Below are 17,350 nucleotides of genomic sequence, written 5' to 3' on the forward strand. Positions count from 1 at the left end.
TCCCGCCTACGCGGGAATGACGGTAAAGCGCAAAACCAACAGCTTACTCTTACCATATAGTTTTTCACGTATAATTTCAATATTTTCATATAAAATATAATCATCTGTTTTAGCCATCTCAATAACTATAATAGCACCGTCTTTGAGCCAATTATTTTTTATCAGCAGTTTCATTACTTTAGGCACTACATTTTTATGATAAGGGGGGTCTATAAAGACAAGATCAAATGATTTATTAGACATCTTCCCAAACTGCGCTTCTAGAGGTAATTTAGACGTCGATCCGGTACTCGCATCCTCACGTACTAGTGTGTACGCTGCGGTGCTGTGTTCCCTGTCTCCTTTAGATCCCTCTCTATAAGCTGGTTTAAAAAGATGTCTAGTAGCTTTCGGTAGATTTAAAGCATTAATATTAACGAAATTAACATTATTTTCAATGTTTAGAGATTTAGCAAATCCTTCTGCTATTTTTAATGAGGATGTATCAATATCAATTAAGGTAGCAAAACCTGCTCCTCTTGATAGGCTCTCAAAAGCAAGGCTACCGCTACCGGCAAATAAATCGAGAATGTGAGTATTTTCGTTAAATAATTTATTACCGGTAAACTCACCGGAGGTTAATATACTAAATATTGCCTCTTTGAGCTTACCGGTGGAAGGTCGATATTTGATATTTTTAGCGGTAGGTATAATTTGGTTTCTATATTTACCGGATATTATTTTTAACACTTATTTAGTTATATGCTTCTTTTATTGAGCGTGATTTTTTTTCGTTTTTTATTTTTGTGGCAAATCCTTTGCCTTTAGTGTTAGGCTTAAATTTTGCTGCGAATGTATTAGATTTTGCTTGTTGTTTTTCTACAGTTGTATCTTTCTTTTCTTTGATTTCTACTTTTGGCGTTGCTTGGTTTAAATTATTTTGTGCTTGTTTTAAAAGATCTTGTTCTTTAGCTTTATCAATATTATTATTTACATTATTTAAATTTTCTTCCATTTCTTTAGATTTTTCTGTCTCAGCTTTTTGTCTTGCTTGTTGTTTTGCTGTTACTAATTCATCAATATTTTTAGGAGGCGGTGAGATATATTTATCTATACTAATAGTTAAGTTTTCAAATGACTTCTGAAGATTGCGTAAAGGTTTTTGAGTGAGTTTATAAGTTCCGGTAGCGACTAGCCCTCCGGCCAAAATACCTGCTCCTAGAATGACAGCTTTAGTAGTAAGGGCCGTGCCGGTGACCAATAACACAGGCATTGCTACGAAAGGTGCAGCTGCTACTGCAAGACCGGCTACTACGGCAAGTCCTACTAAAAATTTTTTACTTGCTAAAAAATTTGTTACGCGGCTAATTCCTGATGTAGTACTTTTAGCAAGTTTTGTACAAAGCTGTCCTACTCCGGTTTTCAGAAACCAACCGCTTTTCTCTCTTGCATGAATTTTATCTTGTAATTTAGCATGTTCGTTAACATTGACAGATGTTTTTTTACCGTCTTTATCTTGATGATCTAAATTCCCTTTAGCCTCACCTTTAGTATCATGCATCTTTGTAGCATCGTTGATTTTTGCTTTATCAAAATCTGCTCCTTCTTTATTAACTCCAGCTAGATTTGCTGCTTTTAGATTCGCTTGTTTTAGATTTGCTTCTTTAAATATAGCCTCGGTTGCTTCCACCGCTTGCATATCGGCATTTTCCAATACTGCTTTAGTGAAATTGGCTTTAGTAAGATCGGCACGCTGCATAATTGCATTTTTAAAGTTAGCTTCCTTAGCATTAATATTTTTAGCAATAGCATCCGAAATATTTAATCCCTCGGCTTCTGCTTTTTCTAAAGTAGCATTACTTAACTTAGCAAATTGTGCAGTTGCATTAGTAAGCGTAGCGTTTGTAAGATCGGCATATTCAAGATTTGCTTTATCAAGCTGTGCTTTTGTTAAATCAGCGTTCTTAAGTTTAACACGCTGCATTATAGCTTCTCTTAAGTCAGCTTCTTTTAAAGATAGTATGTTTTCAAATTCAGCATCGCTAAAATAGGCATTTCTTGCAGTTATGCCTTGCATGTTACATTGCTCTTTAAATTTTGCTTCTAATGCATGTGTTTTATTCATAAAAACATTTTCAAGATTAGTAGAAACGATATTTGCTTGATCTAGAAGTGCATTATTTAAAACTACCCCCTGCATTTGAACTCTTTGCATATCTGCATAGGCAAGCGATATACCGGTAAGATTAGAATTTTTCCATTCTGAATCTTTAATAATTAACTTTTCGGCATCGGCATTAACCATCATAACCGCATTAAATTTGCTATTTGTGACCTCTACTTCAGATAAATCTACTTTAGGCATGTAAGCTCTCGACATATCACTATTTTCAATTTTGCTCTTTTTAAGATCAGCAAAAAGAAATCCTGCGTTACGAGCCGTAACATTTTGAAAAACGGCATTTTGTAAATTAGCTCCTTCAAAATTAGTAAAATCTAAATTACAATTTGAGAGTTTGATATTCTCTAAGTTGGCTGAAGCAAATAATGTATTCTTCAGGTTAAGATTAGTAAGAGTTTTACCTGATAAATTAATCGCTGAAAGATCAGGAACTATATTTAAATCTTCTGAAAGATTTTTTTGCTTTCTAACAAATTCGGTAAGAGATAATTTTGTATTGGATTGTTTTGCTGCTTCAGCTAAATATAGATCAAATTCGGCAGAAGTTAATTTTATATATTCTTTCGGTATATCTCGTTCTTTGGCAGTCGAACCTATAATATATGATGGGTCTAGTATTATTTGTATTTCTTCGTCTTTTAACTGCTCAAAAATCCCATCTAAACCCTTACCGCAGAACATTCTAAGATTATCTAAAGCATATACTTCAGTTTCTAATTTGTTTACTTCATGCTGTAACTTGTTGATTTTTTCTAGTTCATTTTGTCGGTTTCTAGCAATAGTGTCTGTACTATTCCAAAGAGCATTTAAAAGATTGGTAGCAATCCCAGGATTATCTAAATTTTGCTTTAGAGTTTCTAACTCTTCTTGCTTAGTCTTTAGTTCTTTTGATTTGATATCCCATAAAGTTTTTTCGTCTTCTCCAGCCAAAATATATTTCTTTGTCTTCGTAGCTTCATCTATAACTATTTCTTTGATATGTTCTTTTTCTAAATCTTTATCTATATATTGATTTAATCTTTCAAGATCTGAAAAAGATAGTTTTATATCTCGTATTTTATCTTTGAGATTGGGGATTTTATAGTTATCATAATCATAATCTTTATAATTAAAATCTGTATAATGAAGATTTGCTCCTCTAAAGTCGGTACCGATAAATGTACAATCATTAAATTTTACATTTGTTAAATCTGAATCACATAATATGGTATTTATTAAGTCACAATTATTAAATATGGCATCTGTTAGTATTGTACCTTGGAAATTAGCATTGGCTAAATCTGCGTTAATTTCCATATTTTCTAAACTAGTAATGATAATGTTATCATTATCTTCAGCGAAATATTTATTTTTGATAAAATCATTTAGCGAGACACTAGGGTTATCTTTTATATAACCAAGGTAATCGTTTAGGTCTTTTTCTGCACATTTATATATATTAAGATGTGTCATATGTATTCTATATGATTAGTTAAAATGTGTTAATAATAACACATTACTAATTATTTTTCCAGTATTTTATTATTTATTTCTTTATAATCTCCGGGTTTTAGATTATCTATTGTAAAACTACCATATTGAATCCTAATTAATTTGTTAACTTTTAGTCCACAATACTCGAATATTCTTCTAATTTCACGATTTTTTCCTTCAAATAAAACTACTTCAAACCAACAATTAGTCTTATTTTGCTTAAGTAATTTTATCGAATGAGGGTTATAAAATATCCCATCAATTTCTAAATTTTTATAATTGCTTTTTAGTAGAATATCAGACTTCCCATACGCCCTAACATGATATACTCGCTTTAACCTACTTGAGGGGAGTTCAAACTGATGAGCTAAATCACCGCTATTAGTTAGCAATAATAAACCTTCGCTATTTAAATCCAGCCTACCTATTGAAATAACACGAGGTAAACCGGTTAGCTGTTCAAACACCGTTTTACGAGATAAAGGATCTTTATGAGTGGTAATTAAACCAACAGGTTTGTAATAAATCCAAAGCCTTGGTTTGTGTATATTATTGATTAATGTGCCTGATACTTCAACTTGATTACTAATATCAACATTTGTAGTCGGTGATAAAATTGTAATGCCGTCTACTTTTACCTGTCCTTCAACTATCAGCTTTTCAGCATCACGCCTAGAACAAACTCCTGCATTACTAATTATTTTAGCTAATCTATGCATTTTTAAATATAGTAATTTTCTAATAGACCTCTTCCCAAGCGTCGCTTCTAGAGATAATTTATACGTCGATTCGGTACTCGCATCTTCACGTATTTCTATATATGCTGTGGTGCTGTGTCCCGTGTCTCCGTTAAATTCCTCTCTATAAGTTGGTTTGGGAAGAGGTCTAATAAGAATATATAAAAATACCCTTAAAAAGCAATATTAATAATTTTATATAAATTATTAATATAATTATACTATACCGCTACATATGTTTTAACAAAATTATACGAATGTTAATTTTACTTATCAAAACTTTTTATTCTTTAAAATCCTTATCGTCTTTTTTTAGCTGATTTTCTTTTTAACAAAAATTAAGTCCTTTGCTTTAATCTAAATTTCATTAAATTATGCAAAAACTTATTGGTTCAATCCTGTTAATTTCAGGTGCTTGTATAGGTAGCGGTATGATAGCACTACCCCATGGTATTAGCAAAATTAGGTTATAATACCTAGTATAATATTGATGTTTGTAATTTGGTTTATAATGTATTATACTTCTTTAATTAACCTAGAGCTTAATCTTCAAGCGGGTAAAGGCTTAACACTTGGCATTGGGAAAATATTTTTCAGGACATACTGCTCAAATCATCGGTACTGTAAGCCTTAAGCTCCTTTCATATGCTTTACTTGCAGTATTGTAGTACATCATAATAATCCAACATTTTATCAACAGATGATTACCAGTAATGTAGAAGTTGGAGATTTAAGGAATTAAGTAATATAGCACGATGGCCGTTTGTACAATTATTAGTTTGGATAATTTCAACTCTTGCTATCGTTACATCAATACTCGGAGTAGGAGTAGGGCTATGTGATTCCCTTAAAACTATGTTTATGAATTCGATACCGAATGTAGTAATGCGTAATATGACCGCTTCTATCGTTACTATATTACCAGCTTATATTGTAGCAGTAGTAGTACCGAATGCTTTTATTATAATTTTAGGATTTGCTGGTATGATTCTCGTAATTATTGCAATTTTATTACCGGTTTATCTGTTATATAAAGCAAAGATAAATAATTTATTATCTTGAATTACAAAAACAATATCTAATTAATTATATGTGTAATTGTTGAAATGCTTATAATGGGCTATGAACTTGTTAATATAGTAACTAAATAATAAGGTTATTTATTATTTATAAATATACTAGTAATATTGAAAAATAGGAATTTTGTAAATATAAATATTATGATAATAGGAAATAATATAGCAACAATCAAACATGTAAGAAATAACGGGCAAATATCCGTGGGGCAGAAATATGCAGGAAAACAGATACAAGTTTTAACATCAAGTGACGGTACTATAATAATAAAGCCCGGTAAGTTCATTCCTTATAATGAGATGTGGCTTTATAGGAACAATAATAATGAGGTGCTTGATAAAGCAATAGGATAGACAGAAAAAAATAAAAGATAAACATCATCATTGCGAGGAAGGTACGAAGTAACTGACGAAGCAATCTCAGGAAAAATTCCTGAGATTGCCACGCTCACTAACGTTCGCTCGCAATGACGATTTGGTATCCACGCAATAATGACGTAAAACAATTCTGATTTAATTAGAGTTAAAAGTTCTTGTCTCCAAATTACCAAATTTAGAAAATTGACCATCATAATAAAGCGGAACATTTCCAACTGGTCCGTTACGATGTTTTGCAACAATTATATCGGCAATATTATATACTTTGTTGAGCTTATCTAACCATGCGGCATGTTTAGCATCGCCTGCTGCCGGTTCTTTTCTAGTTAAATAATATTCTTCACGATAAATAAACATTACTATATCAGCATCCTGTTCTATAGTTCCCGATTCTCGAAGATCGGATAGCATAGGTTTTTTGTCCTCACGTAGTTCTACCGCTCTTGAAAGCTGAGATAACGCAATAACCGGAATATTTAACTCTTTTGCTATTGCTTTTAAACCTTGGGTTATTTCTGAAATCTCGCTAACTCTATTTTCGGATTTACTTACTCCTCTAATTAATTGTAAATAATCAATAAATAATATACCGAGATTATGCTTGCGTTTCATTCTTCTAGCTCTTGTTCTTATAGCGGAAATAGATAGAGCAGGGGTATCATCGATAAAAAATTGTAATTCCGATAAAGTATTTGCTTCCTTGCGAAGACGGTTATATTTTTCTTCACCTAGAATCCCCGTACGAAGAGAAGTAGAATCAATTTCTGCACACATTGAAAGTAGACGTGTGGTTAGCTGTTCTGAGGACATTTCTAAAGAGAAAAAACCTACTGACTGAATTTCTTGATTATCTCTAATATTTTTAAGACGCATATTATTACAGGCATTAAGTGCAAGATTTATAGCAAATGCCGTTTTACCCATAGACGGACGTCCTGCAAGAATTATAAGATCGGAATTATGAAAGCCGCATAATTTATTATCTAGATCAATCAAACCGGTAGATATACCGATTATATGATCATTATTTTTCATAGCCCTATTAATACTAGCTAGTGATTCTGAAATAGATATACCGATTTTGGTAAAACTTTTTTCACTCAAGCCTTCGCTAGCTAAATCGTAAAGTTTAGCTTCGGCATGTTCAATCTGTTCCTTTGCTTCAACTTCTAATGAAGAATTATAGGCATTATTTACTACTTCTTCACCGATATTTATTAAATTACGCTTTATTGCTAAATCATATATTATTTTACCATAATCAACCGGATTTATTACCATCATTGACATAGTTATCAATTTTGCTAAATACTCCGCTCCTTCTACTTCTTGAAATAGTTCATCTTGAGTTAACATACTACGTAAAGTAATAGGTGTAGCTATCAGCCCTTTTTCATTAATTTTCTCAATTGCCTTATAGATTTTTTGATGAATAGGTTCAAAAAAATGTTCATCACGTAAAAATTCCGATACGTAATTTAGTAATTCGTTATTGGTTAAAATCGCCCCAAGTAGCATTTGCTCTGCTTGAACATTTGAAGGTAAAACCCTTGGTATAGGTAAATTATCTTCGTTATCAGCTAATATATTTGTTTCGTTATTTATTTTATTACGTGCCATTGTTGTTTGTTAAATTATTATATGGTTTGAAAAAAGAAGCCCTTTATGTCATTCCCACGAGGTATTGTTGTGTGGATACCGAGTCGTCATTGCAAGCAGCCGTAGGCTGCGTGGCGATAAAAAAATTCTGTAAATCAGAATTTTTACTGGATTGCTTCGTCAATTACTTATGTAATTTCCTCGCAATGACGTTAAAACCGATCCACACAACAAAGCCCAAAACAGAACATTCATTCTTTGCTTCATTCCTACGTTCAGCGATTAATTTATCTACTAAACTTTCTTCCGGTGAAAAATATTTATTAATGATATTACAGGCTTTTTTAAATGCAAGTAATAGTAAAGTTGATACTTTATTGCTCATAACTATCCCAGCGTTTAATTAAATTAGTTTCGATATCGAAAAAATCTAAAACTCTAGTAATAGAATGATTCACTATATCATCTATACTTACAGGGTTATTATAAAAAGCCGGCACGGGCGGTGATATAATGCCGCCGTAACTCGCTACTTTTAACATATTTTCTAAATGTCCGATATGCAAAGGAGTTTCACGGGTCATTAAAATAAGTTTCCTTCTGTCTTTAAGTACAACACCTGCCGCTCTACTAATTAAATTATCTTCCATTGAGTGAGCAATACTTGCTAAGGTCTTCATACTACAAGGGGCTATTATCATGCCTGAAGTTTTAAAAGAGCCGCTTGAAATAGTAGCACCTAAATCTTTATTGTCATAATAATAATTAGCCAGTAGCTTAACTTTATCTATAGAATATTTAGTTTCGAGCTTTATAGTAAGAGCTGCTCCCTCTGAAATAACCAAATGAGTTTCGATATTTTGTTGCTTTAGTACTTCAAGCAAACGAATACCGTATATTGCTCCTGAAGCTCCAGAAATTGCTATAACAATTTTTGTTTCTTTATTCATCTAGGTTTCTATAATTTATCAGTTTAGTATATAATAAAAAAAAATTATAAAATACATTATATATGCGAATAGCAAAAATATTATTACCGGTAGCAAAATTATTTCCGCTAGATTATTTAATACCTGAAGATTTGGAGCTAAACATAGGTGATCTTGTTGTAGTGCCTTTTAGAAATAAGGAATTAACCGGCATAGTATGGGAGCTTGTTTCAAATTCCGAGGCAAAAAAAATAAAAACTATTAGAGCGAAAGTACCGTTAAACTTAAATATTACTTCAGAAGTTTTAGAATTAATTAAATGGATGAGTAGCTACTATATGTCAGAGCTTGGGAGCATAGCCAAGTTAGTATTACCTATGGATATTGCTGAAAAACCGATTAAAGTTAAGGAGCAGAAAGTCAATAATAACTTTATGCTATCTGATTTGTCAGAAGAGCAGAAACAAGCAGTAACAATTTTAAATGAAAGTAATAAGCCAACACTTGTTAAAGGTGTTACGGGATCAGGTAAAACAGAAATATATTTTCATCTAATAGCAGATTACTTAGCAAAAGGCAAACAAGTGCTTGTTATGTTGCCTGAAATTGCTTTAAGTACACAAATTATTAATCGTTTTATAGAGCGATTCGGTTTTGAGCCTATCATATGGAACTCAAGCGTTACCAAAGCTCACAAGAAAATGATTTTAAGAGGTATATTAAGCGATAAAGTTAAAGTAGTAATTGGGGCTAGAAGTAGTTTGTTTTTACCTTTTAAAAATCTCGGTTTAATAGTTATAGATGAGGAACATGACGATTCCTATAAACAAGATGACGGTATATTATATAATGCTAGGGATACGGCTATCGTAAGAGGTACATTTGATAAAGCACAAATTGTTTTGTGTTCGGCAACACCGTCTATTGAAACGATACATAATATAGAAATTGGTAAATATCAATTGGTTACATTGGTTAATAGATACAAAAATGTCGATTTGCCAAATATAGAAATAATCGACATGACTAAAGAAAAGCTATCTAAGAATTCCTATTTATCCAAGCTTCTTATAGAAGCTATCAAAGGTAATTTAGATAATAAAAAGCAAGTCTTATTATTTCTTAATAGGCGTGGTTATGCTCCGCTCATGCTATGCAAAGCTTGTGGTCACAGATTGACCTGTAAATTCTGCTCTTCTTGGATGGTAGTACATAAAGCGACTAAAAAACTTGAATGTCACCATTGCGGTTATCAAAGTAAAATTTTTAGTTCTTGTCCTGAATGTCTAGAGGATGAAACATTAACTATCTGTGGTCCAGGTATAGAGAGAATAGAGGAAGAAGCAAAAGCACTTTTTCCTGAGAGTAAAATTGCGGTGATAAGTAAAGATCATGCTAAAAGCCCGGAAAAAATAGTACAGCTTCTACATCAAATGGAAAATTTAGAAATTGATATTTTAATAGGCACACAAATAATAACAAAAGGTTATCACTTTCCGAATCTTACTTTAGTTGGAGTAATAGATGCCGATCTTGGAAGCAACAATGCCGATCTTAGAGCATCTGAGCGAACTTTTCAGCTACTACATCAGGTAGGTGGTAGAGCGGGTAGAGGAGATAGTAAAGGTGTAGTATATTTACAAAGCTATTATCCTGATAATACAATTTTTAGTTATGTTAAAGCCGGTGATGAAGATAGTTTTTTTGCAAATGAACTTGAAATAAGAAAATCAGCAGATATGCCGCCATTTTCCAAAACAGCATCGGTAATTTTGTCAGGTTCCAGTGAGGCTAAAATTCTAGAAATTGCTAGGGATATAGTCCGAATTGCACCAAAAGCAAACGTGAAAATTTTAGGACCGGCAAGCTCATTAATGTCAAAGCTCGCTGGTAAATATCGTTACCGAATACTTATTATAGCCGATAAGAAATTTAATTTGCAGAAATATTTAAAATTTTGGCTAAGCCTTATAAAAATTCCTTCTTTTTGCCATCTAAAAATAGATATCGATCCTAAAAGTTTTTATTAGCTTCTATATCTTTCTCCTTGATTCTTCGACGGTGGAACATTAGATGAATGAGGAGAAGGATTGGTAAGAGATTTTTGTATTTCTGCTATAGCTTTTTTAGTATTTTGAGTAGAATTTTTATAGCATCTTTATAAAAAGCAGCTTTAGCTTTATCTCCGGTAAAAGAATATTTTATAAAATTACCAATATTTTTCCAAATAGGATTATTATCCATTTTTGTAGTTTCTTCACACTATTTACCTACCTCTTTCAGTTTTGCTTCAACTTTAGCTATAGCAGCTGGATTATGTTTATTATCATCATAAATCTGAATAATATTATTTACTTTTTCTTTAAATTCAATGTGTTTTCTACTTTGTTTCAAATGAGCTATTAATCATCATTGTTTACTAATTCTCTCAGATTATCAATTATATCAGATAGTGTAGGTGGTTCAGGTAATTTATAATGTTGATTGATTTTTTCAAATTTATCTTTGTGTGGATGATTCTTGATTAGATCATCTTCTATAAAAGAAACAAACTCTTTTTGAGGTACTCCTACTTGTTTTATTAACCGTCCTAATGATTGTTCATAAGCTTTAATAGTAACATCAAGACGCTTCCCTGCCATAGAACCGCTTAATGCTATATAGCGGCTAAATTCCGGAATCAAAGCATCTTTAGTATCAATATTATGATCTTTAAAAAATTGCTTTATTTTCTTTTTTACGGTTAAATTGGATTGTTTTTTAGGTGTTGTTTCCGGTACTTTTGTTTGTTCCGGAGCCGGTTTTGAAAAAATAATAGGCTTTTGGGTTTCAACTTGCGGAGATGGGGTGTCAACAAATGTATCAAGTGCTTGGGAATGTGTAGTTAGGTCAGTCTGTTTTTTATGTGCCTCGTTCCATGCCTTTATTTGCTCAGAAGTGGGGTTTGGAGGAACAGCCGGTTTTGTATTTTTTGGTGGGTTATTTGACATATTTTTTGATTTTTTCCCCACTCTTGTATTCTATCTTTTACTGATTTTGGAATATTATCTTGTGCCATATTAAGCTCGTTTATTTACATAATTAAACAGCTTGCTTAAATTTTTTATAAATTGCAAGCAAAATTTCTTTTTGTAATGCAATATTTTTACTATAAGATAGTTAGGTTATATATTAGAATCCAAGTTATTAACTAAAATGAGATATGAATTTTATGTACCCCCATATTAGACTTAGAAGAAATAGAAAAGCTTTTTGGCTTAGAGAGTTAGTATCAGAAAGTAATTTATCGGTTAGTGATTTAGTGTTGCCTTTATTTGTTGTTGAAGGACATAATGAAAGGCAAGAAATTAAAACTATGCCTGGTATATATCGTTTATCGATTGATCAAATAGTAGAAACGGCAAAAGAAGCAGCAGAGCTTGGTATTAATGTTATTGCATTATTTCCGAGTATTGATCAAAGTCTAAAAAGTGAAAATGCCGATGAGGCTTATAATTTAGATAATTTAATATGTAGAACTATTAGAAGCATCAAAAACGCTAATATCGATATTGGTATAATATGCGATGTAGCACTTGATCCTTATACTACACATGGTCATGATGGTATTGTGCATCATGGGGAAGTTGATAATGATAGATCAGTAAGAGCTTTGTGTAATCAGGCATTAGTGTTAGCAAAAGCTGGAGTAGATATTGTTGCACCTTCCGATATGATGGATGGAAGAATCAGGGCTATAAGGGAATATCTTGACAAAGAGGGATTTATAAATGTTGGAATTCTTGCTTATGCCGCTAAATATGCTTCAAGTTTTTATGGTCCGTTTCGCGATGCTGTTAAGAGTAATAAAAAGAATTATTTAGATAAATCAAGCTATCAAATGGATGTACGTAATATTAAGGAAGCAATGCTTGAGATTGAGCATGATATAGCAGAGGGAGCCGATATGGTAATGGTGAAGCCTGGTATGCCGTTTTTGGATGTTATTCGTGAAGCGGCAAATAATTTAAATGCTAAAATTTTTGCATATCAGGTTAGTGGAGAATATGCAATGTTAAAATTTGCAGCAGAAGCAGGGGCAATGGATTGGGAGAGAGCTTTGATGGAGTCATTAATTAGTTTTAAACGTGCCGGTGCCACAGGTATATTTACCTATGCAGCTCTTGAAGTAGCTGAAATATTAAAGAACAATAAAATTAAGTAGAAAACGGCTTCTGATATAAAATAAATAATATGTTTTATAATTATATCAAAATTATCAATGTGATGTAAATCATTATAAAGAGGCGAAGATGACGCAAAATAAGAAATCAGTATTTAAAGGTTGGAATTTTTTAAAGCCTAAAGGAGGCGGAGCTAATGAGGTAGGAGAGCATGGCGGAGTATATCAAAGCTTAGACGGTAAAATTACGGCGATGATAAAAAAAGAGGCTTCAAGCTCAAAAAATATAGCCGAGTTTTTAGGATCTCAAATTTTTGAAGCTATAAGTCCTGGAAATGGAGCAAAGGTTAATTTAATTGCTCCTGATGATTTTAATAAATCTAAAGCCGTTGATTTGCAAATATATGTCAAATCTGAATTTTTTGAGAATTATAGTAGTGATATGTATGTGGACATGGATAAACATATGTCTGCTAAAACTAAACCGAGTTCTTGGTTTAGAAAGGACGGCGGTAGACCACTTTTTATGGGGGCTAGAAATAAATTATTTAGAACCTTAGAAAATGCTTTTAAGGAAATTAAGTATCAGAACTTTGAAAACATTATGCCGGCAAGTTTATTGATCGGCGATTTTGATATACATGTTGGAAATATAGGAGTTATCAGAGATCAAAAAAATCCAAAAACTTTACCTAAATTAGTAAGAATTGATTTTGCTGGTAGTTTTGATAATTTAACAAATAATATATATCCGCATTCAAGAGCCAAACATTTGCCTGGATTCGGTCCCACTAACCATTTTAGAGAATTTCCTTCTAATTTAAGAACAAAAAATCCTAATTTTGCCGATAGCTTACTTGCAGTTTCTAAAATTGATTTAAGCAAAACTATTGATAAAAGTTTTGATGCATTAACTAAATATTATAGTAATGAAGCAATTGCAGAATTTGCAAAACAAGCGATGCCAAAGCAATTTAATAATAAACAATCTAAAGAAATAACGCCTGAAGAAATTAAGGCTAGTTTAATAGATACAATGAAAAAAAGGCAAGAATCCTTAAAGGAATACGGCTTAGAAATTAAAGTAAATAGTTTAATTTCTAAAAAATATAGTTTTCCTTATTACGAAGTGAAAGAGCAAGGATTAAAAACATTAATGAAAGAGTATCCTGATTATTTTGCGAAAATTCTTAATTATGAAGAAAGAAAAAAAGGAGGACAAAAACTTAAATTAAGAAATAAAATTACTACTAATTTTGCAAGAATTTTAGAAATACTTGGTATTAGAGATAGTGCGAAAAAACATTTAATAAAGACAATAAAAAGTTTAAATGAAGATATTAAAGATGAAAGAAATTTAGCTGGTTCTTCTGATAAAATAAAGAAAGAACCAAAACAAAAATTGGTAAAGACAAATATATATGCAAACAGAGAATATGTAGATGCTCTAGAAAAATTTCAGAAAGAAGTTGGAACGGATGATATTGTTAGTGTTACTCCAAGTCAATTAGGTCTAGCTAAAAAAGCTAAACAAAAAGACCAAGATTTATTAAAATTAGATGAAGAAGATCTAAAACATATAAAGAATCTAAAAGAAAAGGTTATGAAGCCTACTCAAACTACTGCAGTTAGTGTTGTTAATAAAAAGTCTACACCGGCTAAAATGAGATAATAAATGAACCAAGCAACAAGAAGCTTACAACTAAGTAATTAATCAGTAAAAGCCCATATTGCATCGGCAGCTTAATTATCTCAATCTTTTTAGAAAAATACATGGCTTTTACTACTTTAAGATAATAAAACGCAGCAACTACGCTGGTAAAAATACCACAATAAGCTAATGCGAATTCTTCTTGATTAATTGCTTGGTAAAAAAGGTAATATTTACCGAAAAATCCTGTAAGAGGAGGGATTCCAATCATTGAAAACATAACTATGCTAATTACGGCAGCTATAGTTTTATGATACTCTGCAATTCCTTGTATAGTTTTAAAACTAGCTTTATCGACGTCTTTACCGAGCAGTATAATTAAGCAAGTAAAAAATCCTATACCCCCTACCGCATATATTAGAATATATAGTAGAGCTGCTTTATATCCTTCTTGATTATTCAGAAGAACGCCGATTAATACATAACCGATATTTAAAATAGTACTATAAGCCATTAATCTTTTTAGAGAAGTTTGACGAATGGCTCCAAAAGCTCCAAACAGCATAGATAATATAGCAATTATCTTTATTAAATTATAATTAATAGGATAGTAATTACCTATAATTAATTTGCTGATATTGAATAAAACAATAACCATACCTATTTTTGAGGCAGCATTGAAATAAGTAACCGAAGTAATCGGTGATCCTTCATATACGTCAGGGACCCAAAAATGGAGTGGAACACTTGAGAGTTTAAAGAAAATACTACTTAAAAATAGTACAATACCGATTATTAAACCAAGATTCATTCCGGAATTATCATTTAGTTTATATAAGATATCCTCAAATTGTAGGCTTCCGCCGAATCCGTATATAAAAGAAATACCGAATAATGATAAACAACTAACTAAACTACCTAAGATAAAATATTTTAAAGCACCTTCCGATGATTTCATATCATTTAATTTGAATCCTGCAAGTGCATATGAAGTTAAAGCAGTAAGCTCCATACCGCAGAATAATAATAGAAAATTCCGTGATGAAATTGCAACAAAAATACCTACAACCGATAATAACATTAAAGTAATACATTCAAACTTTAATTCATCAGCAACAAGAATAGAGTAATCACGGTATATAATCATCGAGATAATAGTGAATAGTAGCACTATGCTTTTACTAATACCGATATTTATTCCGGTAGCAAATGAGTACCATACTCCTTCATAACTTGAGTACTTAAAGGTAAGAAAAATTGATAATATGCATAGTAAAATAATGATATTAGAAATAATTCTATTTTTATTTGGGATCATTACGGCAAAAAACTGCCCTAAAAGTGCTATTAAAGTCAAAGTTATTTCAGGAAGTAGCAGTATCATATAAAACTAATATTATTTATGAAAATATAAATATTAGTAAATAAATCATTTTTTATCAACAAACTTATATATAATATTGCACTTTAATACTACCTCTAATTAAAATTATTTTCTTCGTAAAATTATATTATACAAAAAAAAGCCTAAACATGATGAGATTGTACGTAGTGCATTTGAAAACCCTATAGTTGCTAAAGCCCTCTACAGCTTAGTTCTAATAATCCTTCTTTGTTCTTATTCTTTAGCAGGCTTCGTATCCTGTGCAAATATATTATTACCGGCTATTAAAATTCCTATGGCTAATATTTCATAACTATAAGTGCTAATTTTGTTGAGTGTATAATGTCTTATACATTAATAATTAATAGTTGCAATAAATAAAACAATAAATTATTTTGGCAATTTTAAATTGCTTAAATAAAATTAAATTCTTAAACTCACACCTATAATTGTCTAATTAGGTTTTCTAATAAAAATATACTTTCTACCATTAAGTAAAAATATGAAGTCTTCTACTTCAAAATCATTAACTGACAAGTTAAGAACCTTATATAGTTCTCACGATACTTTACCAAAGCTAATAGAAGATACGAAAAAAAAGCTCAGTCTTTAGATGAATATTAAGTAAAATTACAGATATTATTTAGTGAAGACGATGAAGCAGCTAAAGCAGCATTACGCGATAAAGTTGTCGGAGAAAAGAGATCGATAGAAATAGAGAATATTTTTAAAGCCATAGATACGGAAAGATAAGAGAGCTGTTTAATAAAAATTATCAAGTTCAAGAAGAAAAAATTGATAATATAGTTAAGTCACTAAATGAAGAACATAAGTTTGAGATACTTCGCAGAAATCTACCTAATAAAAGTGAATCAGAAATAAAAAATATCATTGAGCAAGTAAACAGAATAAAAGCAGATGTCGGTAAAGTACTGTTACTCGGTAGTGCAGGAATAGGTAAAACCACGTTAATGCATTATATATCTTATAAATGGGGAAAAGGGGAGTTATGGAGCGATAAGTTTGATTATGTTTTTAGAGTTAAAAGAATTATTAAATGAAAGTTAGAAAGACGGTTATAGTGGGTATTTTGATATTAATAATTTATCTCAAAGTAAGCTTAATTGTTTTATCCATTATTGTTTAAGCAGTAGTGAAATTACCTTAAGTGTTAAGGAAATAATGGATATCCAAAATAAAGATAAGATGTTGTTATTACTTGACGGGTATGACGAAGTAGCACATCTAAATACTCGAGATGTAAAAAGTTAATAGATAAAATATTAGAATATCAAAACGTAATAATGAGTTCTAGACCTAATGCGGTTGTAGAAGAAATGCGTAACAGGTTTGCGCGGAAAGTCGACAATACAGGACAGGCTGGGATAGTGAGGGAATAGAGCAATATGTACATAAAAATTTTGAGTATGATAAAGAGCTAGGAGTGCAATTAAAAAGCTTTTTGGATACTCATAGCCAAATAAAAGAAATATGTGAAGTTCCTATCAATACTGCATTAATATGTTTGGTTTGGAGTGATCAAGATATAAGGGATCAGTTTCACAAAAACAGCGATGAAGATTTGAATATAAGTCGTTTATATAGTGAAGTAATAAACTAGCTTAGTAATAGGCATATAGAAAAAAACAAAATATAAAAATAAAACTGAAGCTAATGATATAGATGTAAGTTATAGAACAAGGATGATTAAAAAGCAAAGGAAGTAATTATCAATTTATTCACTTAACTATTCAAGAATTTTTAGCCGCATGTTATTTAAAAAATCAGTTAACAGATAAT

Annotated in this window: 17 protein-coding genes; 7 read left to right on the top strand and 10 right to left on the bottom strand. The window is 31.2% G+C overall.

All coding sequences use genetic code 11. The annotated features are described in order from the left end of the window. Positions 1–6: 6 nt before the first annotated feature. The 3 genes from WSW_RS0106795 to WSW_RS0106805 are packed head-to-tail and all read right to left on the bottom strand — an operon-like array spanning position 7 to position 4,353. The gene (locus WSW_RS0106795; RefSeq protein ID WP_029375035.1) at positions 7–729 is read right to left on the bottom strand and encodes an RsmD family RNA methyltransferase; all 723 of its coding nucleotides are present in this window, start codon (positions 727–729) and stop codon (positions 7–9) included. Between the two features lie 4 nt (positions 730–733). Beyond that, positions 734–3,613 (bottom strand): pentapeptide repeat-containing protein, encoded by a 2,880-nt coding sequence (locus WSW_RS0106800; protein WP_016917552.1) that lies wholly within the window; start codon positions 3,611–3,613, stop codon positions 734–736. A gap of 50 nt (positions 3,614–3,663) precedes the next feature. After that, positions 3,664–4,353, bottom strand: coding sequence for a pseudouridine synthase (locus WSW_RS0106805; protein ID WP_016917553.1), 690 nt, complete (start codon positions 4,351–4,353; stop codon positions 3,664–3,666). 804 nt (positions 4,354–5,157) lie between these two features. On the opposite strand from WSW_RS0106805, the gene WSW_RS1000000112400 reads away from it, so the two are divergent. Then, the gene (locus WSW_RS1000000112400; protein WP_238528572.1) at positions 5,158–5,433 is read left to right on the top strand and encodes an aromatic amino acid transport family protein; all 276 of its coding nucleotides are present in this window, start codon (positions 5,158–5,160) and stop codon (positions 5,431–5,433) included. Positions 5,434–5,591: 158 nt separating this feature from the next. Further along, entirely contained in the window at positions 5,592–5,801 is a 210-nt protein-coding gene (locus tag WSW_RS0106815; protein ID WP_016917555.1) for a type 2 periplasmic-binding domain-containing protein, read from the top strand. A gap of 159 nt (positions 5,802–5,960) precedes the next feature. Here the strand turns inward: WSW_RS0106815 and WSW_RS0106820 are convergent, their stop codons facing one another. The 3 genes from WSW_RS0106820 to WSW_RS0106830 form a co-directional block, all read right to left on the bottom strand. Then, positions 5,961–7,445, bottom strand: coding sequence for a replicative DNA helicase (locus WSW_RS0106820; protein WP_016917556.1), 1,485 nt, complete (start codon positions 7,443–7,445; stop codon positions 5,961–5,963). A gap of 163 nt (positions 7,446–7,608) precedes the next feature. Then, on the bottom strand, positions 7,609–7,809 hold the full coding sequence (locus WSW_RS01000000108760) for a hypothetical protein (protein WP_016917557.1): 201 nt from the start codon (positions 7,807–7,809) through the stop codon (positions 7,609–7,611). After that, complete coding sequence (locus tag WSW_RS0106830; protein WP_016917558.1) at positions 7,799–8,374, bottom strand: UbiX family flavin prenyltransferase; 576 nt, start codon at positions 8,372–8,374, stop codon at positions 7,799–7,801. The genes WSW_RS01000000108760 and WSW_RS0106830 overlap by 11 nt, the downstream gene beginning before the upstream one ends. A 62-nt stretch (positions 8,375–8,436) precedes the next feature. Here WSW_RS0106830 and WSW_RS0106835 point away from each other — a divergent pair, with 62 nt between their 5' ends. Then, positions 8,437–10,383 (top strand): primosomal protein N', encoded by a 1,947-nt coding sequence (locus tag WSW_RS0106835; RefSeq protein WP_016917559.1) that lies wholly within the window; start codon positions 8,437–8,439, stop codon positions 10,381–10,383. 85 nt (positions 10,384–10,468) lie between these two features. Here the strand turns inward: WSW_RS0106835 and WSW_RS1000000113690 are convergent, their stop codons facing one another. The 3 genes from WSW_RS1000000113690 to WSW_RS1000000112405 are packed head-to-tail and all read right to left on the bottom strand — an operon-like array spanning position 10,469 to position 11,343. Further along, positions 10,469–10,597, bottom strand: coding sequence for a hypothetical protein (locus WSW_RS1000000113690; RefSeq protein WP_274378118.1), 129 nt, complete (start codon positions 10,595–10,597; stop codon positions 10,469–10,471). 18 nt (positions 10,598–10,615) lie between these two features. After that, complete coding sequence (locus tag WSW_RS1000000113695) at positions 10,616–10,747, bottom strand: hypothetical protein (protein WP_274378119.1); 132 nt, start codon at positions 10,745–10,747, stop codon at positions 10,616–10,618. Positions 10,748–10,755: 8 nt separating this feature from the next. After that, positions 10,756–11,343 (bottom strand): hypothetical protein, encoded by a 588-nt coding sequence (locus WSW_RS1000000112405; protein WP_029375036.1) that lies wholly within the window; start codon positions 11,341–11,343, stop codon positions 10,756–10,758. Between the two features lie 221 nt (positions 11,344–11,564). Between WSW_RS1000000112405 and hemB the strand changes: the two genes are divergently transcribed. Both hemB and WSW_RS0106855 read left to right on the top strand, forming a co-directional pair. Continuing rightward, complete coding sequence (hemB, locus tag WSW_RS0106850) at positions 11,565–12,557, top strand: porphobilinogen synthase (protein ID WP_016917560.1); 993 nt, start codon at positions 11,565–11,567, stop codon at positions 12,555–12,557. An 88-nt stretch (positions 12,558–12,645) separates the two neighbouring features. After that, on the top strand, positions 12,646–14,187 hold the full coding sequence (locus tag WSW_RS0106855; protein ID WP_016917561.1) for a hypothetical protein: 1,542 nt from the start codon (positions 12,646–12,648) through the stop codon (positions 14,185–14,187). On the opposite strand, the gene nuoN is transcribed toward WSW_RS0106855, so the two are convergent. Next, complete coding sequence (gene nuoN / locus WSW_RS0106860; protein WP_016917562.1) at positions 14,174–15,550, bottom strand: NADH-quinone oxidoreductase subunit NuoN; 1,377 nt, start codon at positions 15,548–15,550, stop codon at positions 14,174–14,176. The two genes, WSW_RS0106855 and nuoN, sit on opposite strands and share 14 nt — an antisense overlap. A 971-nt stretch (positions 15,551–16,521) precedes the next feature. Between nuoN and WSW_RS1000000113360 the strand changes: the two genes are divergently transcribed. Together WSW_RS1000000113360 and WSW_RS1000000113365 are read left to right on the top strand one after the other, a co-directional pair. Beyond that, complete coding sequence (locus tag WSW_RS1000000113360; protein WP_231567149.1) at positions 16,522–16,611, top strand: NTPase; 90 nt, start codon at positions 16,522–16,524, stop codon at positions 16,609–16,611. A gap of 383 nt (positions 16,612–16,994) precedes the next feature. After that, positions 16,995–17,171, top strand: a complete 177-nt coding sequence (locus WSW_RS1000000113365; protein ID WP_156793073.1) for an N-acetylglucosamine kinase — start codon at positions 16,995–16,997, stop codon at positions 17,169–17,171. The last annotated feature ends 179 nt before the right edge of the window (positions 17,172–17,350 follow it).

It is taken from the genome of Rickettsia honei RB, assembly GCF_000263055.1.
Taxonomy (GTDB): Bacteria; Pseudomonadota; Alphaproteobacteria; order Rickettsiales; family Rickettsiaceae; genus Rickettsia; species Rickettsia rickettsii.